Genomic DNA, 21188 nt, shown 5'->3' on the forward strand with positions numbered 1-21188 from the left:
TGCACATCCAGCTGAAAGAGGCCGTTTATGAACAGACTGTTCGAGATGCTCGAGCGCCTGTCCCTGCGCAGCAAATTGATCATCGGCTTCGCGGCGTTGATGACATTGATCCTGATACTCGGCGTGCAAAGCCTGCGCACCCAGTATTCGCTCAGGCATGAAATGCAGCAGCTGTACCAACAGGATCTTGCCGGTATCCAGCATGTGCAGGAAGTTCGGGTGCAACTACCGCATCTGTTGCTGGCCATGCAACGGGCGATCGCGACCAATAACGCCGACATCCGCATCAGCGCCAGGGCGCAGATGGACCACGCCCAAGAGCGCCTCCTCGAAGCGTTGGCGCAGGTGCGTCCAACACTGCGCAGACAGAGCAGCATCAGCAGCCTGCTGGAATTCGAACGGGTATTACAGCGTCTGCAAAAAGATGGCGATGAAGCGTTGGAGTTCGCCGGCAAGGGTTCCTTGGGTCAAGCCTTGATGTTGCTCAACAGTAAGGATTTTCTTGCGTTGGAACAGGGCGGCGACGGGTTGCTCAACCAGATCGAGAAAAACAAGGAAGCCGACATCCACGATACGGCGAAGAACCTCGCTGAGTATGCCCAGCGCAGCAGCATGATCACCTATATCTTGCTGTTGGGCGGTTCAACGTTGGCTTTGCTGTTGACCTGGCTGGTCAGCTATTCCATTCGTGTGCCGCTCAACCGCGTCCGCGTGGCGGTTGATGAATTGGCGTCGGGCAAGCTGGACAGCCAGATCCCCCACACCGACCTGCGCAACGAAACCGGCGACTTGGCGCGGGCCATTGCCACGCTGCAAGTGGAGGCTTGTCAACTTGAACGCCAGCGTTGGGTGAAAGGCCATGCCTCGCTCCTGCAAGTGGATCTGCAACAGGCAGAGACGCCACATCAGTTGGCCCAGGCTTTTTTCAGCCGCATCGCGCCCCGTTTGGGCATATGCCAAGGGGCGCTTTACGTGCTTTATGAGGGCGCTTCGCGCCTGCAATTAGTCGGCGATTATGCGGTGGACAGTGAGCACCCGTTGCCCGCCGAGCTTGAACTCGGTGAGGGGTTGCTTGGCCAGTGCGCACTGGATCGCCAACCCCGTCAGCTTGAGGATCTGCCCGAATCGTTCTGGCATGTGCGCGCGCAGTTGGGCGCAGCAGCCGCCAGCCATCTGATGGTGCAGCCGGTGCTGCGTGGCGAGCGCCTGCTCGGGGTTGTGGAAATGGCTGGCTTTCACTCGCTGGAGGAGAAAGAGGCGTTGCTCTTGCAAGAAGTCCTGCCCAGGCTGGCCGGTGCGATGGCCATTATGGAACGCAGCGAGGCAGCCCAAGCGCTGCTGCAGGAAACACGGCGCCAGGCTGACGAAATGGGCGCGCAAACCTTGCTGCTGGAACACCAGGCCAGAGAGCTGGAGGCCCAGCAGGCAGAACTGCGCGCCACCGAGGCCTGGTACCGCGGCATCATCGAGGCAGCACCGGACGGCATGTTGGTGCTGGGAGCCGACGGCCGCATCCTGATGACCAACCCGCAAATGGACACCTTGTTTGGTTACGCCACCGGCGAGCTGATTGGCGCCAGCATCGAGCGTCTGGTACCGCAGGCTGCCCGCGAGCGGCATGTCAGGTTACGCGACGGCTTCATTGCCAGCGGCGGAACCCGGCAGATGGGCGGCGATCTGGACGATTTGAGCGGAGTACGCAAAGACGGCAGCCTGTTCTCTGTGGAAATCGGCCTTTCCCATTTGCCCCGCCTCGAGGGGCGTGGCGTCTGCGTGTGTGCCTCGGTGCGCGACGTGAGTGAACGCCGGGCGATGGGAGCCAGGCTGCGAACTGCCAGCGATCGCCTGAACCTGGCACAAGAGGCCGGTGACATCGGGTTATTCGACGTCGATCTGGTCAGCGGCACAAACTATTGGACTCCCCAGCTTGAAACACTGTTCGGACTTGAGTCTGGCGGCTTCGGTGGTTCGTTGGCGCACTGGAAGGCGCTGGTGCATCCCGAGGATGTGGCGCGAGTCAGCAGCACGTTCGAGAACGCCGTTCAGAGTGGCGATGATCGCGTCGAGTTCGACTTCCGGATCGTGCGTAAAAACGATGGGCAGGTGCGCACGTTCCGCTCGCTGAATCGCTTCTCACGCACGCCTGACGGCAAGCCATTGCGCGCAACCGGCATCAACATCGACGTCACCGCACTGGCAGAGGCTAGGGCTGCAGCGGAAGAGGCCACGCTGGCCAAGAGCGAGTTCCTCGCCAACATGAGCCATGAGATCCGAACACCGATGAACGCCATCATCGGCATGAGCCACTTGGCGCTGCGTACAGAACTGGATAAACGCCAGCGCAACTACATTGAAAAGGTGCACCGATCAGCGGAGAACCTGCTGGGAATCATCAACGACATCCTCGACTTCTCCAAGATCGAGGCCGGCAGGATGAGCCTCGAACACGTGCCTTTCCGCCTGGAGGACGTATTCGACAGCTTCACCTCGATGATTGGCCTGAAGACCGAGGACAGGGGCCTGGAGTTGTTGCTCCAGATCCCGCCCGACTTGCCCACGGCACTGCTGGGCGATCCTCTGCGGTTGGGGCAAGTGCTGATCAACCTGGGCAACAACGCAGCCAAATTCACCGAGCACGGCGAGATCGTGGTCGGTGTGGAAGAAGTGGGGGCGCACACGGACAGTGTGCAACTGCATTTTTGGGTCCGCGACACAGGCATTGGCATGACCGTCGAGCAGTGTTCACGCCTGTTTCAGTCATTCAGCCAGGCGGACAGTTCGATCACCCGCAAATACGGTGGCACCGGGTTGGGGCTGTCTATCTCGAAGAAACTGGTGGAGCTGATGGCCGGCCGAATCTGGGTCGAAAGTGAACCGGGGATCGGCTCTACATTCCATTTCCAGGTGCAACTCGGCGTGCAGCAAAACGTTCTGCCGCGTCGCATGTTCAAAGCCGGCGAACTGCTTGGTATGCGGGTACTGGTCGTGGATGACAACACCAGTGCCCGTGAAATTCTCTCGGGCATGGCACGCAGCTTTGGCCTGGAAGTGGATGTCGCGCAGAGCGGTAGTCTGGCGCTGCGCATGTTGGCCGACGCCGAGCACAAGGTATTGCCTTACGATCTGGTCTTGATGGACTGGCGGATGCCCGGCATGGATGGCATGGAGGCCGTGAGCAGAATGCATTCCGCCAGTCTGATGCGCACACCATCGGTCATCATGGTGACCGCTTTTGGCCGCGAAGAAGCCCGCGAAGAAGCCGAACGCCAGGGCCTCCAGTTGCCGGTGATACTGACCAAACCCGTTACGCCGTCCTCGTTACTCGAAGCCATCGGTGTCGTGCTGGGCAGAGAGACGAACAGCGATACTCGGGCTGGCGAACGCTCCCTACAAAATGCCGATACCGTCGCCAGTCTCAAGGGAGCGCGGCTGCTTCTGGTCGAAGATAACGAACTGAATCAGGAATTGGCCAGCGAGCTGCTGGAAAGTGTCGGAATACGCTTGCGACTCGCCACGCACGGCCAAGAGGCCTTGGATATCCTCGGCGAGGATGGCGACTTCGATGGCGTGCTGATGGACTGCCAGATGCCAGTGATGGATGGCTACACGGCCACCCGGCAAATTCGCCAGCAACCGCGCTTCAGCACTCTGCCAGTGATCGCCATGACCGCCAACGCTATGGACGGTGACCGCGAGCGTGCGCTCGAATGCGGCATGAACGACCATATCTCCAAGCCACTGAATGTCGAAACCATGTTCGCCACAATGGCAAAGTGGATCAAGCCACGAGCCGCTCAAGCACCGCTGAACGCAGTCTTTGCCGATGGCTTGCCAGATCGTCTTGAGGGCATTGATCTGGCGGCGGGTCTCGCCACCTGCATGGGGCGGCGGGATCTCTACTTACGTCTGCTCTGCAAGTTTCGCGATACTCAGACAGACTTTGCCGGGCAATTCCAGGCCGCACGAATCGATCCGGATCCTGGTGCCGCGGGACGGCTGGCGCACAGTTTGCGCGGCACCGCCGGCAACATCGGCGCCAAGGCTGTGGCGCAGGCTTGCACGTTGTTAGAACAGGCCTGCCAGAACGGCGAGCCGGCTACGGTAGTGCAAGCGCTAGCGATGCAGGTCGAGCATTGCTTGCTCCCGACCCTGGCGGCTCTGGCCGACCTTAAAACAAACACACCGGCCTCCATGGATGGCTACCCGCTGGACGACTCGGCAATCAGGGAGCAACTGAGCAGGCTTATTGTTCTTTTGGACGAAGGTGATACGGCGGCTTCGGACGTGCTGGTGGCACTGCGCAATATGCCACTCGATCGAGCGTTGGCAGAACGGCTGGCACTCGCCGCGGCGCAGGTGGAACTGTTCGACTTTGATCGCGCCTTGCAGCTCATTCAGGATAAATGAGTTGGGTAGCAGGTAGCCGCTAACCATTAACTGCAGTTGACCGATACTGGCCGATTTTTGCCTGTCACCAACGGCAGCAACCGACCGATTCTGTTGAAAAAGTCGGATTTTCAAATGGCCTGAACTCAGGCACGACCACCACCGGAGAACCTACTCACCACATTGAGTGGTTTTTCGGCCCTTCGGTGACCTTTGCTGCTCTGTTATTGGGTTAATTTGAGGTTTTTTGCTTGGTGCAGGCGCACCTATCCCGTGACTGGTGGCCCTTGAGATGAAAATTTGGCCAGCCGTCGCAGGTTCTGCACCGCAGCGGCCAGCGTGAATTCATCCGTCGCGCCACTCATGCCACGTAGCCGCAGGCGATCCAATTTCAGGATGCGCTTGAGGTGGGCAAACAACATTTCGACCTTTTTACGTTCGTGGCGAGAGCGCTGATATGCCGGCGTTGCTGCAATGCGCCGAGCCACATCGCGAGCGGCTTCATGGACGCTGCGAGCGATCTTGCGGAACGCAGTGTTCGGGCAGCACTTGGCTTTCATCGGACACGTAGCGCAATCGGTCTGCCGGGATCGGAAGATGATGGTGTTGGCTTTGGTGACGTGTGAACGCTCGTTTTTGAAGGCTCGCCATTCGCTGCGCAATGGGTTGCCGGCTGGGCAGCGGTATTCCTCGGCCTCTTCATTCCAGTGGAAATCGTTACTCGAAAAGCTGTCGTTCTTGCGCTCAGTTTTGTCCCACACCGGCACATGCGGCTCGATGTCTTTTTCCTCCACCATCCAGGCCAGCATCGGCGCGGTACCGTAAGCGGTGTCGCCAATGAGGCGTTCCGGCTTGATGTCGAACAGCGCTTCGACCCGTTCGATCATCGTCTTGGTGCTCTCGACTTCTGCGGTTCGATGAGCCGGTGTGGGTTCCACATCCATGATCACGCCGTGCTCGGTATCGATCAGATAATTCGTGGAGTAAGCGTAGAAAGCTGGGCCGCCTGGAGCAGCGGTCCAACGGGCCTGAGGATCCGTCAGCGACAGGCGCTTCGGTAGCGTTTCGGCCAGAGCCTCTTCATCGAGCGCCTCAAGATACTCACGCACGGCGCGAGTGGTCAGGGATGGATCGCTCCAGTTGACCTGTTCATCTCCCGGTACGCCGCGCTGCCGACTCGCATCCGCCTTGATGATGCTGGCGTCCACGGCAAAGCCTTCACCTTTGACCAAGCCTGCGTCCATGCAACGACGCAGCACTTCATTGAACAACCAGCGAAACAGATCACTGTCCCGAAAACGGCCGTGTCGATTTTTGGAAAAGGTCGAGTGGTTGGGCACTTCATCTTCAAGGCTCAACCGGCAGAACCAGCGATACGCCAGGTTCAAATGGGCCTCTTCGCACAACCGTCGTTCGGAGCGGATGCCATAGCAGTAGCCGACGATCAGCATGCGGATCATCAGTTCAGGATCAATCGACGGACGTCCAATCGGGCTATAGAAATCGGCGAGGTAATGGCGCAGGTCACTCAGATCGAGACACTGATCAATGCTGCGCAGAAGATGATTGGCTGGGATGTGATCTTCAAGGTTGAACGAGTAAAACAGCCGCTCCTGCCCACTCGATAACTGTCCCATCATGCTCTGTGATCCCCCGCCGGCCAATGAAGCAATTTTGCCGCAGGTCAGACAGGGGAGCTACTTTTTCAACAGAATCGGCCGATTGCTGCCTGTCATGACTGACCGAAATCGACTACTCACGGCAGACAGCCGGGCCACTGGTCTCAAGTGTCATCTTGTTGAGCAGCCCAGTGCTTCATCTCTTCTGCAATGAAGTGATTCACCAGGTCGCTGTACATTTTCTCGATTGCATCCGGATTCAGGCCCTCCGCCTCTGCCCACTCGCGTCGAGTTAATAGCATGGCTTTGAACCGCTCTGGCGCACGAACTGAAGTCGCCGAGGTCTTGAACTTCGAGGCTGCGAGTACGTAGTGAAAGCGCTTGCCCAGCAGTTGAATGACAACCTGATCAAGGGCATCGATCTCGCGCCGGATTTCCTCCATGCTGTAGTGGTCTAATGAAACCGGACACCCATTTAGGCGAGAATGCTCGCCAGATCGAGGTGTCAGATGACCAAACAACGCCGTTCCTTTTCTGCTGAATTCAAGCGCGAGGCTGCCGACCTCGTACTCAAACAAAACTACAGCTACATCGAAGCCAGCCGTTCACTCGGCATCGGCGAATCGGCCCTGCGCCGCTGGGTTGATCAGGTTCAGCAGGAGCGCCAAGGCGTCACTCCACAGAGCAAAGCGCTGACTCCGGAACAGCAGAAAATCCAGGAGCTGGAAGCCCGGATTGCCCGCCTTGAACGGGAAAAATCGATATTAAAAAAGGCTACCGCGCTCTTGATGTCGGAAGATCACGAGCGTACGCGCTGATCAATCAGCTGAGCGTCCATGAGCCGATTGATTGGCTGTGCAAGGTGTTTGAAGTCACCCGTTCGTGCTACTACGCCCAGCGCCTTAGGCGCCGAACACCTGATGTCGAACGGCTGCGGTTGCGCAGCCGGGTGAGCGAGCTGTTCTCGCAAAGTCGCAGTGCTGCGGGCAGCCGCAGCATCCTGTCGCTGATGCGTGACGACGGTGAGCAGCTCGGTCGATTCAAAGTGCGCAGCCTGATGCGCGAGCTTGAACTCGTCAGTAAACAGCCCGGATCACATGCCTATAAACGAGCGACAGTTGAACGGTTGGATATCCCGAACATCTTGAATCGGGAGTTCGATGTTCCGGCACCCAACCAGGTGTGGTGCGGCGACATCACCTACATCTGGGCCCAGGGGAAATGGCATTACCTGGCTGTCGTGCTGGATCTTTGCACACGCCGGGTAGTGGGCTGGGCGTTGTCGGAAAAGCCGGACGCCGATCTGGTTATCAAGGCGCTGGATATGGCTTACGAGCAACGAGGCAAACCTCAAGGCCTGCTGTTTCACTCGGATCAAGGGTCACAGTATGCGAGTCGTCTATTTCGCCAGCGGCTGTGGCGTTATCGGATGCGCCAGAGCATGAGCCGGCGGGGAAATTGCTGGGACAACGCGCCAATGGAGCGCGTGTTTCGCAGCTTGAAAACGGAATGGATACCGACCACGGGTTACAGAACGGCTCAAGAAGCCCAGCGCGATATCAGTCACTTCTTGATGCATCAGTACAACTGGGTTCGACCCCATCAATTCAACGGTGGGTTGGCGCCAGCTCGGGCCGAAGAAAAACTTAACGTCGTGTCCGGGATTAGTTGACCACTACAATGCCTGAACACGCTTCTGGCTGCAAATGATTGATGACTTCCATGTAGGGGGACTCCGTTTGTTGAAAAATCTTGAGAGTGTCAGATTTTTTGTGTGCGGGCCGGTAATGGCCTGCCGTCAGGCAGGCCGGGTTTTACCAGGTCGGCCTGATAAATCGATCTCCGTACAGAATCGCAAATTGGTTCATCGCACTCTTCCAGTCATGAGCCGCCGAGCCCCAGTTTGCCGTGATGTTACGCAGCCCAAGCCAGATCAGCTTGGTCGCTGCGTCATCCGTCGGGAAGTGGCCCCGGGTCTTGATGATCTTGCGTAGCTGAGCGTTGATGCTTTCGATAGCGTTGGTCGTATAGATCACTTTTCGAATGGCAGGCGGGAAGACAAAAAATGGAATCACTCGATCCCAGGCTCGTCTCCAGGCCGCCACCACCGTTGGGTATTGCTTACCCCAAGGGCCATTTTCAAAGGCATCCAGTGCTTCCTCAGCCGCTTCTGCGTTGATGGCTTGATAGATCGGTTTTAGCGCCTTGGCCAGCTCACGGCGCTTGTCCCACGCCGCGTAATCGAGGCTGTTGCGGATCAAGTGGACGATGCATGTTTGCAGCGTTGTTGCCGGAAATACTGCGCTTAGCGCCTCTGGCATGCCTTTGAGACCGTCAGTCACGGCGATCAGCACGTCCTCTACGCCGCGGGTCTTGAGGTCGTTGAAGACCTTCATCCAGAACTTCGCACCCTCGGTGTTTTCGATCCAGATACCAAGAATATCGCGCGTTCCATCGGGTAAAACACCCAGCGCCAAGTAAATCGCCTTGTTGCGGACAAGGCCTTCTTCTCGGATCTTGACCCGCAGCGCATCGAAGAAAATGACTGGGTACATCGGCTCAAGCGGTCGCTGTTGCCACGCACCAATTTCCTCCATCACCTCGTGCGTGACTGAGCTGATGAAGTCATGGGAAACGTCCGTCCCGTATTGCTCAGAGAGGAAAGCGCGGATTTCTCGAACGGTCATGCCTCGGGCATACATGGCGATGATCTTGTCATCAAAACCGGTGTAACGCCGCTCATGCTTGGGGATCAGAATGGGGGCAAAACTGCCATCCCGATCACGGGGAATCTCCAGCCGCAGCGGGCCATCCCCCGTCAAAATCGTCTTGCCCGTTTTGCCATTGCGCTGGTTGGTTTCATCCTCTGGGCGCTGCGCGCCCGGCGGATACCCCAGGTGGTGACCGAGCTCGGCACTCAATGCTCGCTCAATCAAGGCCTTCTTGAAGGCCGCAGAAGCGTCTTCAATAGCCTCTGCGGTAATCAGCCCCTCACCGAACTCTTCGAGCAGCTCCTTGGGGATTTTTGGTAGGTCACGCAGGGGTTTCTTTTTGGTTGGCATACATGCACCTCTTACTCATGTTATGCCCGAACACAAAATTTCTGACACCCCCGGCATACATGCACCTCTTACTCATGTTATGCCCGAACACAAAATTTCTGACACCCCCAAAATCTTGGGACTTCACCGTCCTTTTCCGACCGATTCTGTTGAAAAAGTCCACCTTGGTTTCCATGGCAGAAAAGTACGCGTCTGAGATTGAAATCCTCACTTTTGGCTGAGGCTTCCGGGCTCAGATTTCACGTAGCAACGTGCAAAAGTTGCATTTTCCCCGGTCAATATCCGGGCAGTTGAGAGGAGCGACTTTTTCAACACAATCGACCGATAGCAGTCCTTCATGAATAGCTGCTCAATATGGGCCGAAACTGACCCACCCTTGATTTCGCACCTGTTCAACCCTTTCCAGCCCCACTCAATCTCTTTATGGCGTCATCCCGCAATGATGTTAAACGCGGTAGCTGCCAACACTTCCCCATTAACCATCACTCTCACCCCATGCCCCCCAACAAAATGCTTACGCGTCGTAAAATCCTTAATCACTTGGCGCCGTCCCACCACCACACTCCCAAACCCCGCCAACACCACCGTCTTCAACTTGAAAACCTTCCCCGAAACCCCGCCATTCGCCTTAACATAGTCAATCGCATAATCAATCACCAACCTCTGCTCCTCAGCCACCGTCGACTTCACCACAAACGACAACGTAATCGCTTCCCCCAGTCTCACCACCGCCGGCTCAACCTTCACATCCAGCAACTCAACCTCAGGCTTCCCGCCAGCGCCAATCACCGTCAGCGCCCGCAAATCCCCCTGTTTGATCAAACTGCGCAGCGCATGCTTCGCAATCCAGGCGGTGTGTTTGTTCTCCAGCGACCAACCTTCAATCGTGTCGAGCACCCATTCCGGATGCACCTTCGTCACGTCATTCAAATGATTCGCCACGGACTTGCGCACGTACAAGCTCTCATCCGCCTTTAATCGATCCAGTATCCCGGCGGCCAATTGCGGATCAGCCTGTATCGGTTCCAACCTAAAGGACCACGGCAGGCGAGGGCGGCTGCCTTCGCTGACGAGGCGGCGGACGTGGTGGTTTTCGTCTTGGGTCCAGTCGTGCATTTGTTCCAGAGAGCGTTCCAGGTCGCTGCGCAGGAAGTGGCGGATGGCGAATTCGGAGGAGCCGAAGGTGGTGAAGTATTTCAGGGCGTCCATGGAGGTATCGAAGGCGTGCGCGCCGTAGCTGGCGACGTAGTGCGGCAGGCACATGCTGACGAATCCGCTGTTCAGGCGTGGGGCGAGTTCGCGCAGGACTTCGAGGGAATCTTCGTAGTCCAGCGGCAGCACGGCGTGCAGGCTTTCGCTGACGCGGGCCATCCGCTGCATCACCGACAACTCAGCCAGTCCATCATTGGCATGCTTCAAAAACGCCTTGGCCTTAAACGCCGGATACACGGCGCTCATTTCTGTGGCGATGTGTTGCAAACGCTCAGCGTTAAAGATCTCTTTCAGTGCCGGTGCCGCGGTTTCAGGTGCGCTCATGGTCAGGTCATCGGCGTGCTGACGAACGCTTCAAGCGTTTCAGCGTAGGCGGTGTAGCGGGCGATGTGCGGATAGCGCGCCACATCGATCTGGTCGGGGACGACGAGGTCGGTGAAGCTCCAGGCGACGGCGAGGCTGATGCCGGCCTGGCTCAGGGTGCCGTCGGTGGGCAAACCGGTTTTTTCGAGTTCGTGTTCAAGCGCAGTAAACGCAGCGGCGAGTTGGCCTTCGACACGTTCGACCCACGGTTGGTATTGATTGTCGGCCGGGCGCAGGTTGCGTTCGTAATAGAGTTGCACGGCTTTTTCGCAGGCGGCGAGGCTGAGGCCGATCAGGCGCAGGGCGTGGGCGCGTTGGCTCAGGTCTTTCGGCAGCAGGCTGTTGCCGGCGACGGTTTCGAGGTAGTCGAGGATGAGGGTCGAGTCCATGAGGACGACGCCGTCGTCGAGGATCAGCGTGGGCGCTTTGACCACCGGGTTGATCTGCTGGAATTGCTCGAAGTGGCGGAACACCGAGACGGGCTCGTGTTCGAGGTCGATACCGAGGCGTTTGGCGGAGATCGCCACGCGGCGCACGTAAGGGGAGTCCAGCATGCCGATCAGTTTCATGACGCGTTCCTTCAAGTCAAACCGGTGGGGTAGGCATAACCTAGCGGAGGTTGGCGGAAATGTCAGTCGTCGAATCCGGCCTGTTCGTGAATCTCATCGACATTCAGTTCGAGTCGATAGGCGACGGCCACGAACAACGCCTGGCACAGGCACAAGGTCGCGCTCAATGAACGAAAGGCGAGGGCGCTGCCTTCGTTGACCAGCAATACGCTGTTCGCGCCTTTGGCCAGTGGTGAGAGGTGGCTGTCGGTAAGGATCAGGGTGTTGGCCTGCTGCTGGCGGGCGTAGTGCAGGCAGTGTCGGGTTTCCTTGGCGTAGGGGGTGAAGCTGATGGCGATGACCAGATCGCCTGCGCGCACGCTGCGCATTTGCTCGCGATAACTACCGCCAAGCCCGGAAACCAGGTGAATGCGCTTCTGCGTGTGTTGCAAGTTGTAAACGAGGTAATCGGCGACGGCGAAGGAGCGGCGCACGCCGACGACATAGATGTTGTCGGCGTGGGTGATCAGGTCGACGGCTTTTTCGAAGGCGATGTCGTCGAGTTCGCGGCCCAGGCGTTCGATGCCGGAGCGGGTGGCCTCGATGCATTCGCGGGCGAGGTCGCCGTCGCTGGCTTGCTGCGACTGGTCGGCGATCATGTTGCGGATGCGTTGCTGGTAGTTCTGCACCGGCGAGGCTTTGTGGGTGTAGGCGGTGCGGAACAGTGCCTGCATCTCGCTGAAACCGCTGAAGCCGAAGCGCTGGGAGAAGCGGACGATGGCGGACGGGTGGACTTCGCACTCACGGGCGATGTCGCTGATGCGGTCGACCATGATCCGGTCGCTCTGCTGGCTCATGTAGCTGGCGATGCGTTTGAGCTGGCGCGGCAGGGTTTCGTATTCTTCGGTGATCAGTTGCAGCAGACGCTCGGCAGTGATCGGGGGGCTGGCGAGGGTGGGCTCGTCGGAGGCCGGCAGATCGGGGCTTGGCATAAGTCATCCTTTGGGCACAGCGTGCTGGTTTGGCCTGATATTAGTGGGGCTTTGCCGGGTCTGCCTGGCTGAAACGATGCACTGGCGCATGAAAAAATCGCCACAAGGACGCCGCTCGGTTAGCCGTTTGTCTTCTATATACAGCCGCTCGACTGAATTTCTTGCTATAAACGCACTCCGATGACCGCTGTGGTGCCTGTGTCAGAGCATTTTCCGGGCGTTGTCGGACAAATTCCCTGTATTTACAGTTGCTGATGCCTGAAACGGGCCTTAGACTGCCGCCCCTCGTAAATTGAGTGCCGGGTGGCGTTTGCAATAAACGATGCCTTTTCGTCGACCGGACACGGTTCGCCGGAACGCTCCCTATTTCGCCTTAATGCACGTTTTTTTATAGAGATATCAATGACAAAGGACAAGTTGCTGGCCATGCCGGCAGATGACTACATGAATGCAGAGCAACACGCTTTCTTCAGTGAGCTGTTGCAGAACATGAAAGTCGAAACCCACGAGCGCATTGAGCAAAACCGTATCGCCATCGAAAGCCTGGACACTCCGGCTGACCCGGCGGACGCGGCTTCGGTTGAAGAAGAGCGCACCTGGCTGGTCAACGCGATTGATCGCGACCAGCGCATGCTGCCGCAACTGGAACAAGCCCTTGAGCGCATCAAGGAAGACAGCTTTGGCTGGTGCGACGACAGCGGCGAGCCTATTGGCCTGAAACGTCTGCTGATCAGCCCGACCACCAAGTACTGCATCGAAGCTCAAGAGCGTCACGAGCAGATCGACAAGCACCAGCGTCAGGCCTGATTCTGTACGGTAACCCATGAATGTGGGTTACCCCGAAAAGATCGCAGCCTTCGGCACCTCCTGGATGGAGTTGCAGGGGCTGCGATCTTTGTTTTTGCTCGTCTGCGATATTTCCCGTCGTTCCATTGACCTGACACAGACCCCACGACTAACGGACCATGGATAATGGCGTTCTAGTGGCGTTTAATGCAGTCACAATAATGAGAATAAGCGTGGGGTGTTGATATGACGAGAGATGGATCTCTGGTTGGGGCTTTGCCTGCACCAGTGCTTTTGCCGAAAAACCGCTGGATCGCACCGACTCTGCAAAGCATCGCCCTGATGCTGTTGCTCGCCGGCATGACGCTGGGTGAGTGGTCGCTTTACATTGGCATGCCCTTGGCGGTGCTGATTGTCTGGCTGCCGCGCCTGCGCTCCCGAGCAGTCCCCGATGTACAGCCTGCCGACACTGGCAGCGCCATTTGCGAACTGACCCGTGACCTTTCCTACACCACCAGCCATAACGCCTTGTCGGCTGCTGGCGTGGCGTTTTCGGTCAAGGAGCTGGCGAGCAAACTGGAATCGCAACTCGATGCCGCCGCGCGGATTGTCAGCAATGCCGAGGTGATGATCGCCACCGAACATGCGACGTCTCAGTTGAGCCGCGAAGCGCTGGCGGCAGCCAGTGAGGCGCATCACAGCAGTGCGGCGGGGCGAACCGAGTTGGTCGACTCGATCGCGCGCATGCACCAGCTCAGTCAGCGCGCCAATGCCAGTCGCGAACTGATCGAAGCCTTGAGTCTGCGCAGTGATGACATTCAGCGGGTGACGCTGGTGATCCAGTCGATTGCCAGTCAGACCAATCTGTTGGCGTTGAACGCGGCGATTGAAGCGGCGCGCGCCGGTGAACATGGTCGCGGGTTTGCCGTGGTGGCGGATGAGGTGCGCGGGCTGGCGGCCCGAACGGCGTCGGCCACGGGGGAAGTGGGCGAGATGGTCGCCGACATCCAGCAACGCACCGCACAAGTCGTGGAGCAGATCCGCGAGCTATCGAGCGACTTGCAGACGGGCGTCGAACAGGTCGAGCACACTGGTCAGCACTTGGAAAACATCGCACGCCTGGCGGCTGGCGTGGAAGGCCAGGTCGGCGAGATCGCCCGGGGCGCCGAGACCAATCGCGAACAACTCGATAGTCTGTTCAAAGCCATCGAGCAGATGCGCAGCGATCTGGCGATCAGTGATCAACAGACCCGTCGCCTCGCCGAAGCGGCAGTGCAGATGGAAGGGCAGGCGGAAACCATCAGCGAGCGCCTGGCTGAAGTCGGTCTCGATGATTACCACCAGCGTATTTATGACCTGGCGCGCGAAGGGGCGAGCCAGATTGCCGCGCGGTTCGAGGCGGATGTCGAGCAGGGACGGATCAGCCTTGAGGATCTGTTCGACCGTCAGTATGTGCCGATCGCGAATACCCAACCGGCCAAGTTTCAAACCCGCTTCGACCGTTATACCGATCAGGTTTTGCCGACGATTCAGGAACCGCTGTTGCCGCGTCACGAAGGTCTGGTGTTTGCCATCGCCTGCACGCAGCAGGGTTATGTGCCGACGCACAATCAGGCATTCAGTCAGCCGTTGACCGGGGATGTTCAGGTCGATGCGGTCAACAATCGCACCAAGCGCAAGTTTGCCGATCGCACCGGAATTCGCTGTGGCAGCCATCAGCAACCGGTGTTGTTGCAGACCTACACGCGTGACACGGGCGAGTTGATGCACGATTTGTCGGTGCCGATCATGGTCAAAGGCCGGCACTGGGGCGGGTTGCGGTTGGGCTATAAACCGGAAAGTCCGCGCTGATCGATTGTTACGTTTGATGCAACGAATCTGTGCACGGCGGTTGCTGTTTCCTCTGTGGCGAAATCATTAATATGCCTACATAGTTAGGTTGCTAATGAAATTGAGAGGTCAGCATGCAGTGCAGAGTGGATGTTGCCGTGATGATCGGCAGTGGCGTGCCCGCCGGTTTGCGTGCGATGGGGCAAAGCGTTTGCTGGGTCGTCTTACTCAATGGCGAGCGGCGCGGCACTGCGTTTGCCAGTCGCGACGAGGCCGAGGAGTGCAGGGCTGCGTGGCTCGCCCGTTTGCAAGCCGAGCCGGGAGACAGCCTGCACTGATCAGGGTTATTTGTCGTGGTGCAGACGCAAGTTGAGTTCATCGACCACCACGGCTTCTTCGCCATCACCCCGTAACCATTCCTTCAGCAGTTGTGCCTGTGACGGCGTCCAGAAATCGGCGTCGATCAGTTTGATGTCGGCGTCCAGTTGATGGGTTTCGATGAAGTCGTCGATTGCTGTGCCTTCCGAAGGCAGTCCCAGTTGATCAAACAGGGTTTTCAGATCGTAAGTCGGCAAATCCATCATGTGCTCCTTGTTGGTTTGCGCCGGTATGGCGCAGTCACTCACTCTCTTTATCTGAGGCAACTGCTGGCCAGGAGTTCGATTTGCAATTCAAGTGAACGGGCGAGTGCGCAAGCCTCGTTGTGATCCTCTCTGAAACCTCTTACGCGTCCTGTGGACTTTTCCTTTATGTGAAAGAAGGCATTGCCCGCCGGCACCACTTGAAAGCGCGGAGTCTGCTGGTTTTCTGCCGGCTCCGGAAAATCCTTCAGTGTGCTGACATGCAGGATCAGCGGCGATTTGAGGCGGGCGTCAGTGGCCCTGGCAGAGTGAGTAAGCGTGCACATGTGAAGTCCTTTTCATCAGTAGGCCGATATTTACTGGCCGTTTCGGGTAGTCGTGAGGAGCATCGCTGCTCTAGAATCGCCAGTACCTGTTGACGACAGGGCTTATCTAAAGCAATTTTTCGCGAGCGATATGTCGGAAAAGTGCTTTTTTTCGTGAGAATTGTCCCTAAAGTTTGTAGTCAGCTATCTCTGAGAGCATGTGAGGAATTTTCCTGCGAGCTTTGGCGACTCAGGGATGAGTTTCGCGAGTGACAATCCAGTAGTCTTGCAACCCTCGCGTTGAACGAGCTTTCTGCTGCGTTCGGGTTTTTTTGAGTCATTTGGCAGTTCCATCGGCCTGGCCGTATTTTTGCCGTGCGCGTTTTCCGTGTGCGGTTCTTTTTCAGATGTGGGGATGTTTCTTTGGCAGTCAGTAACCTCGATATGCATGCTTTGTTTGTGTTGGGTGATTTGCGCGCAAAGCTGGTCAAGCTGTTTCAATCACGTTTTGTTTACATCACCGAGCAGAACGCCGAAGGCATTTATGTAGCCGAAATCGACACCGACAGTGCTTTGGTGGTCGATGACAAACCGGGGCTCAAGCTCAAGGTCGGTGATCATTTCAGTGCGTCGGTCTTGCCCAGTCGTGAAGGCGGCAAGCTGGATATCCGTTTTCGCGAAATCAAACTGACGGTCTATGGCATCGGCGACTACGCCTTCGTCGACACCGCTGACGGCCACGCGATCCTGTTCAAGGAAGGTCACAGCGTCGTCACCGTGTTCGCCGCCAATGAGCAATTGCAGGAAGGCCTGACCAAAACCCTGAAAGCCGTCACCGGCAAAGCCGCGAAGTGGCGCAAGGGCGAACTGGCGACCTTCAAGGCCAGCGAGTGACCGGCGACATGAGTCGGGCCGACTTCCATTCGCAACACCTCGACAGTGCGCGAGAAGAGGCCCTGCGTCTGTTCGCTGCCAAGGCCGAGAAGCGGGGCGCCTGGCTGGGGTGGGTGGCTGCGCAGATCTACTCCCTGCGTCCAGCGGAATACGCCAGCATGGTCAGACGCGAGCTGCAAAGCTTGCAGGAAAAGTCTGATTCGTAACCTCGTCCGGGATTGGGCCCGGAAAAAGCAGGAACCTCGGCTACAGTCAGTTGACTGAGTATTCAGAGGCTTGCGGTCTTCTGTCAGGCCAACCTGCTATTGCTGTGAACAGCACGAGGTGCAAAAGCATGAACGGATTTCGACGGTTGCTGGCCGCGGGCCTGGCCACATTGGCTTTGCTGACATCAGCGCAATCGGCCATGGCGGCACAGACACCGATCCATTTTGCCGACCTGAACTGGGAAAGCGGCAGCCTGATCACCGATGTTCTGCGGATCATCGTCGAGAAGGGTTATGGATTGCCAACCGACACCTTGCCCGGAACCACCATCACCCTGGAAACCGCGCTGGCCAACAATGACATCCAGGTGATTGGCGAGGAGTGGGCCGGGCGCAGCCCGGTGTGGGTCAAGGCGGAAGCCGAAGGCAAGGTGGTGAGCCTGGGCGATACGGTCAAGGGCGCCACCGAAGGCTGGTGGGTGCCGGAATACGTGATCAAGGGTGATCCGGCCAAGGGCATCAAGCCGCTGGCACCGGACTTGCGCAGTGTCAGTGACCTGAAAAAGTACAAGGACGTGTTCAAGGACCCGGAAAACCCGAGCAAGGGGCGCTTCCTCAATAGCCCGATCGGCTGGACGTCGGAGGTGGTCAACAAACAGAAGCTGACAGCTTACGGTTTGCAGAACGACTACACCAACTTCCGCAGCGGCTCGGGCGCGGCGCTGGATGCCGAAATCAGTTCGTCGATCCGTCGCGGTAAACCGGTGCTGTTTTATTACTGGTCACCCACGCCGTTGCTGGGCAAGTTCAAACTGGTGCAGCTGGAAGAGCCGCCGTTTGATGCCGAGGCCTGGAAGACGCTGACCGATGCCGATAATCCCGATCCGAAACCGACCCGCTCGCTGGCGTCGAAGCTGTCGATCGGGGTGTCTACGCCGTTTCAGAAGCAGTATCCGGAAATTTCCGAGTTCTTCAGCAAGGTCGATTTTCCGATCGAGCCGCTGAACAAGGCGTTGGCCGAGATGAGCGAGAAGCACACGGCGCCGCGTCAGGCAGCAGAAGCTTTCATGAAAGCGCACCCGGATGTGTGGCAGGCATGGTTGCCGAAGGATGTGGCGGATAAGGTGTCGGCTGATTTGAAATAAGGGTTGAGACTACCGGCCTATTCGCGAGCAAGCCCGCTCCCACAGGGGATTGCATTCCAAATGTGGGAGCGGGCTTGCTCGCGAAGCTTCTAGAATTTCGTTTGCACCGCTAACTCGAAGGTGCGCGGCGTACCCAAATAGTACGCCGGCGAAACATGTGCAAACTCGGCGTACACCTCGTTGGTCAGGTTGCGTACCCGCCCGGTGACGGTGGTGTGTGAATCAACCTTGTAGCTGAGGAAACTGCCAAACAACGTGTAAGACGGCACGGTCATGGTGTTGGCGTTATCGGCAAACACCGACGCCACGTAACGCGCATCAACCCCACCTTGCCATTGCGGCGAAAAATCATAGGTCAGCCACAGGTTGCCGACCCGATCCGGCACGTTGGTCGGTGTGTTGCCTTTGCGCGATACCACTGCACCTGCGGCATTCTTTTCAGTGAAGTCATCGTATTGCGCGTCGACCCAGGCGAAATTGCCCTCGGCCAGCAGTTTGTCGGTGATGCGCAATGAGCTGGCAATCTCGATGCCTTTTGATGTCTGCTGACCGACCGGGATGCTGCTGGTCGGGTCCAGGGGATCGGTGACGGCGAAGTCCTTGCGCTCGATGGTGTAGGCCGCCACCGTTGCCGAGCCACGGCCGTTCAGATAGTCGAACTTGCTGCCAATCTCCCATTGCTTGCCGGTCGAAACGTCAAAGTCCTGCGTGCCGTTCGGTTGCTCGGCAGCGGTGCTGTATTGCACGTAGACGTTGGCTGATGGAATGAACTGATACGTCAGGCCGGCGCGACCAGTGACCGGTTCCCAACGGCGCTTGAGGTGACGCGGATTGCTCGCGGTCACGGCGCGGTGGTTGGTTACGTCGAGGCCGATGTCGTCGTAGCGCAGACCGGTGAGCAGCGACAGTTTGTCGGTCAATGCCAGACGGTTTTCCACGAACAGCGCTTTGGTGGTGACCTCGTTAGTCTTGTCGCTGATCAGGGCCGGGTGGGTGCCGGGAATGTCGTAGAAGCGCCCCGGCCGATAGTTGTTCGGGTTCACCGTATTCGCGTTTTTGATGTTCAACGGATAGTTGGTGGTCTGATTGACCTTGTACTCAAAGCCACCCGACCACGTCGTATCCAGACCGAACAGCGTGTTGTCATGCCGCAGTTCGAACTGGTTGCCGTTCTGCTCGCCCTGATGTCGCACCTGATACGCCGTCGAGCGGTTTACCGCCGAGTTGTCGGCGTTGTACTGATAGGTTTCGAGGTTGCGGTAGTCACGCTGGCTGTCGAGGTGGTACAGCGTGTTGCGCAGGGTGGTGCTGTCGTTGATCCGGTAGTCGATGATCGAACGCACCCAGATCGTCCGCTGTTCATAGCGACCGTCCGCGACGTTGTAGTTGTTGAAGCGGTTGTGTTTATCAATCTTCAACTCGCCGGCCTTGGGATTGAGTACAGGCGTGCCCCAATACGGACTGTCCTCGTGCTCATCCTGATATTCCAGGGCAAGGGTGTGCGACAGGTCCGGCGTCAGGTCGCTGAGTAGCGAAAACGCCACGCTCCAGGCATCACGCTCTTGCCGGTCGATGTAGCCGTTGCTGGTGTTGTGGCTGACGTCGAGTCGCGCGTAGTGCTGCACGTCGCTGCTCGGGTCGGTCAACGCATGGTTGAGGCCGAAGGCGGTTTCGGTGGTGTCATGGCTGCCGTAGCTGACACGGCCCTCAACCGCCCGTTCGTCGCGGGTTGCCAGTTTGGTCACGTAATTCAACGACCCACCGACAGAGCCAGCGCCGTTGATCAGCGACGACGGACCGCCGACCAGTTCAACTCGATCGTAAATCCATGCATCCACGGGGCGGGCGAGGCCGCCGGACACGTTGATGCCGTTAAACATCTGCGTGATCTGGCTGCTGGTGAAGCCACGATAGGAGACGAAGCCGCCAAAGCCAGGCGGTGCGCTGGCGTTGACCCCGGGCAGCGTGTTGGCGGCATCCTGGAAGTTTTGCGCGCCGTGGCGTTCGATGTCGTTGCGATTGGCGATGGCGACCGAGGCGGGCGTGTCGCGCACGCTCAAACCGAGGCGCGAGGCCATGCCGCTGGATTGCTCCAGGCTCAGGCCCGGCTCGGTGCCGGACTCGCCGTCAATGGTGATAGGCGCCAGATCCACGGTGGATTGCGCCCAGACGTTAACGGACAGGCAGCCACACAGGCTCGCCAGCAAAGTGAGTTGTTTCATGATTGAATCCTGAATGCTTGTCTAGGAATCAGCGCACAGGCAAACGCCGCGCGTTGGCGCAGTGGGCTGACAAATCAAAAAGGCAAGAACACTCAGGCGAGCGGGGGCGCGCGAGGGTTGGCCGAGGGCCAGGTAAAGCGGGCAGGGAGGTCGGCACTGACGATGGGCGCCAGCGGCGGGCTGTGTTGTTCCGGCAGGATCGCCAGGGTCACGCTGGAGTTGAACGCCGGGCCCATGCCACCGATGGAGCACAACGGGCAACCGAACGCTTTGGACAGGGTTGGCAGTTTTTCTTCGGAAGGATTGGAGGTGAGCGGCGCTTGTGTCGCCGGGTCCACCGTACAGAACTGGCCGCCGATACCGTTGAGCTGCATGCCGACCATTTGTCCGTGACCGATGCTGCAGGCGAACACGTTGAACAGGACGCAGCAATAAAGCATCCAGGCCAGCAGTGAGCGATCGGAACAGGAGAATTTCATGGGGCGGCACTTTACCGTACCGCTGATCGGTCGTGCACTTGAAAAAAAGCCGACTAGGATGATTTGTTCAAATCCCTTTCAAGGATTTCAACCATGACCTTTGTGTTGGCTCAATGGCTGGTGACAACGTTCGCGGTAATCGCCCTGGTGCATGTGTACTGGGCGCTGGGTGGGCAGTGGGCGGCGGTGGCGGCGGTGCCGCAAGTGCCGGTGGAAGGTTTTGTCAAAACGATGCGCCCGGCGTTCAAGCCGTCGGGCTGGATCACGTTGCTGGTGGCGGGGGCGTTATTGGTGATTGCCGCGCTGGTGTGTTTGCGGGTCGGCTGGGGAATGCCGGCAATGCATCACAAAGCGCTGCAATGGGTGATCAGTGCGATTGCATTGTTGATGTTTGCCCGGGCGATTGGCGATTCGCATCTGGTGGGGTTTTTCAAGGAAGTGAAAGGGTCACGGTTTGCGCGGCTGGATACCTGGGTGTATTCGCCGTTGTGTCTGGGCTTGGGGGCGGGGTTGTTGGCGGTGGCTTGGGTCTGAGTCTGATAGGGATGTGTGTGGTTG

General features: G+C 58.1%; 19 protein-coding genes. 9 read left to right on the forward strand and 10 right to left on the reverse strand.

The features are described from left to right. The first annotated feature begins 27 nt into the window (after nt 1-27). Nucleotides 28-4407, forward strand: a complete 4380-nt coding sequence (locus ATI02_RS07130; RefSeq protein WP_100845860.1) for a response regulator — start codon at nt 28-30, stop codon at nt 4405-4407. A 245-nt stretch (nt 4408-4652) separates the two neighbouring features. Here ATI02_RS07130 and ATI02_RS07135 read toward each other — a convergent pair whose 3' ends face one another. Beyond that, nucleotides 4653-6026, reverse strand: coding sequence for a transposase (locus tag ATI02_RS07135; protein WP_100845584.1), 1374 nt, complete (start codon nt 6024-6026; stop codon nt 4653-4655). Nucleotides 6027-6169: 143 nt separating this feature from the next. Continuing rightward, on the reverse strand, nt 6170-6448 hold the full coding sequence (locus tag ATI02_RS07140) for an isochorismate lyase (protein WP_100845861.1): 279 nt from the start codon (nt 6446-6448) through the stop codon (nt 6170-6172). Nucleotides 6449-6514: 66 nt separating this feature from the next. Here ATI02_RS07140 and ATI02_RS07145 point away from each other — a divergent pair. Further along, nucleotides 6515-7677, forward strand: a protein-coding gene (locus ATI02_RS07145; RefSeq protein WP_100845154.1) for an IS3 family transposase whose coding sequence is annotated in 2 segments (ribosomal slippage) — nt 6515-6770 and nt 6770-7677 — 1164 coding nt in all. Because the reading frame shifts where the segments join, the coding sequence is not laid out codon by codon here. 142 nt (nt 7678-7819) lie between these two features. On the opposite strand, the gene ATI02_RS07150 is transcribed toward ATI02_RS07145, so the two are convergent. The 4 genes from ATI02_RS07150 to ATI02_RS07170 form a co-directional block, all read right to left on the reverse strand. Then, nucleotides 7820-9067, reverse strand: a complete 1248-nt coding sequence (locus ATI02_RS07150; RefSeq protein WP_095191982.1) for an IS256 family transposase — start codon at nt 9065-9067, stop codon at nt 7820-7822. A gap of 429 nt (nt 9068-9496) precedes the next feature. After that, nucleotides 9497-10603: a DNA alkylation repair protein gene (locus ATI02_RS07160; RefSeq protein ID WP_095187632.1), complete on the reverse strand. Its 1107-nt coding sequence runs from the start codon at nt 10601-10603 to the stop codon at nt 9497-9499. 2 nt (nt 10604-10605) lie between these two features. Next, on the reverse strand, nt 10606-11211 hold the full coding sequence (locus ATI02_RS07165) for a glutathione S-transferase (RefSeq protein WP_100845863.1): 606 nt from the start codon (nt 11209-11211) through the stop codon (nt 10606-10608). Nucleotides 11212-11273: 62 nt separating this feature from the next. Beyond that, nucleotides 11274-12182 (reverse strand): MurR/RpiR family transcriptional regulator, encoded by a 909-nt coding sequence (locus tag ATI02_RS07170; RefSeq protein ID WP_100845864.1) that lies wholly within the window; start codon nt 12180-12182, stop codon nt 11274-11276. Nucleotides 12183-12584: 402 nt separating this feature from the next. Between ATI02_RS07170 and ATI02_RS07175 the strand changes: the two genes are divergently transcribed. The 3 genes from ATI02_RS07175 to ATI02_RS07185 all read left to right on the forward strand — a co-directional run bounded on the left by ATI02_RS07175 (nt 12585) and on the right by ATI02_RS07185 (nt 15136). Next, entirely contained in the window at nt 12585-12989 is a 405-nt protein-coding gene (locus ATI02_RS07175) for a TraR/DksA family transcriptional regulator (protein ID WP_007935965.1), read from the forward strand. A 606-nt stretch (nt 12990-13595) separates the two neighbouring features. Further along, nucleotides 13596-14819 carry a methyl-accepting chemotaxis protein gene (locus ATI02_RS07180; RefSeq protein WP_371857610.1) on the forward strand — a complete coding sequence of 408 codons (1224 nt, stop codon included), beginning with the start codon at nt 13596-13598 and terminating at the stop codon, nt 14817-14819. A 113-nt stretch (nt 14820-14932) separates the two neighbouring features. Beyond that, nucleotides 14933-15136 (forward strand): hypothetical protein, encoded by a 204-nt coding sequence (locus ATI02_RS07185; RefSeq protein WP_095187635.1) that lies wholly within the window; start codon nt 14933-14935, stop codon nt 15134-15136. Between the two features lie 6 nt (nt 15137-15142). On the opposite strand, the gene ATI02_RS07190 is transcribed toward ATI02_RS07185, so the two are convergent. Both ATI02_RS07190 and ATI02_RS07195 read right to left on the reverse strand, forming a co-directional pair. Beyond that, nucleotides 15143-15379 carry a DUF2789 family protein gene (locus ATI02_RS07190; RefSeq protein WP_095187636.1) on the reverse strand — a complete coding sequence of 79 codons (237 nt, stop codon included), beginning with the start codon at nt 15377-15379 and terminating at the stop codon, nt 15143-15145. 50 nt (nt 15380-15429) lie between these two features. Beyond that, on the reverse strand, nt 15430-15705 hold the full coding sequence (locus ATI02_RS07195) for a hypothetical protein (protein WP_095187637.1): 276 nt from the start codon (nt 15703-15705) through the stop codon (nt 15430-15432). 402 nt (nt 15706-16107) lie between these two features. Here ATI02_RS07195 and ATI02_RS07200 point away from each other — a divergent pair, with 402 nt between their 5' ends. The 3 genes from ATI02_RS07200 (at nt 16108) to ATI02_RS07210 (ending at nt 17929) form a co-directional block, all read left to right on the forward strand. After that, entirely contained in the window at nt 16108-16578 is a 471-nt protein-coding gene (locus tag ATI02_RS07200) for a hypothetical protein (protein WP_095187638.1), read from the forward strand. A gap of 8 nt (nt 16579-16586) precedes the next feature. Continuing rightward, the gene (locus tag ATI02_RS07205) at nt 16587-16784 is read left to right on the forward strand and encodes a hypothetical protein (RefSeq protein ID WP_095187681.1); all 198 of its coding nucleotides are present in this window, start codon (nt 16587-16589) and stop codon (nt 16782-16784) included. 128 nt (nt 16785-16912) lie between these two features. After that, complete coding sequence (locus ATI02_RS07210; protein ID WP_095187639.1) at nt 16913-17929, forward strand: ABC transporter substrate-binding protein; 1017 nt, start codon at nt 16913-16915, stop codon at nt 17927-17929. A gap of 89 nt (nt 17930-18018) precedes the next feature. Here the strand turns inward: ATI02_RS07210 and ATI02_RS07215 are convergent, their stop codons facing one another. Both ATI02_RS07215 and ATI02_RS07220 read right to left on the reverse strand, forming a co-directional pair. Next, complete coding sequence (locus ATI02_RS07215) at nt 18019-20151, reverse strand: TonB-dependent receptor (protein ID WP_100845866.1); 2133 nt, start codon at nt 20149-20151, stop codon at nt 18019-18021. Between the two features lie 92 nt (nt 20152-20243). Then, nucleotides 20244-20630: a DUF2946 domain-containing protein gene (locus ATI02_RS07220; protein ID WP_100845867.1), complete on the reverse strand. Its 387-nt coding sequence runs from the start codon at nt 20628-20630 to the stop codon at nt 20244-20246. A 93-nt stretch (nt 20631-20723) separates the two neighbouring features. Here ATI02_RS07220 and ATI02_RS07225 point away from each other — a divergent pair, with 93 nt between their 5' ends. Beyond that, on the forward strand, nt 20724-21164 hold the full coding sequence (locus ATI02_RS07225; RefSeq protein ID WP_095187642.1) for a DUF3995 domain-containing protein: 441 nt from the start codon (nt 20724-20726) through the stop codon (nt 21162-21164). The last annotated feature ends 24 nt before the right edge of the window (nt 21165-21188 follow it).

This window comes from Pseudomonas baetica (assembly GCF_002813455.1).
Taxonomy (GTDB): domain Bacteria; phylum Pseudomonadota; class Gammaproteobacteria; order Pseudomonadales; family Pseudomonadaceae; genus Aquipseudomonas; species Aquipseudomonas baetica.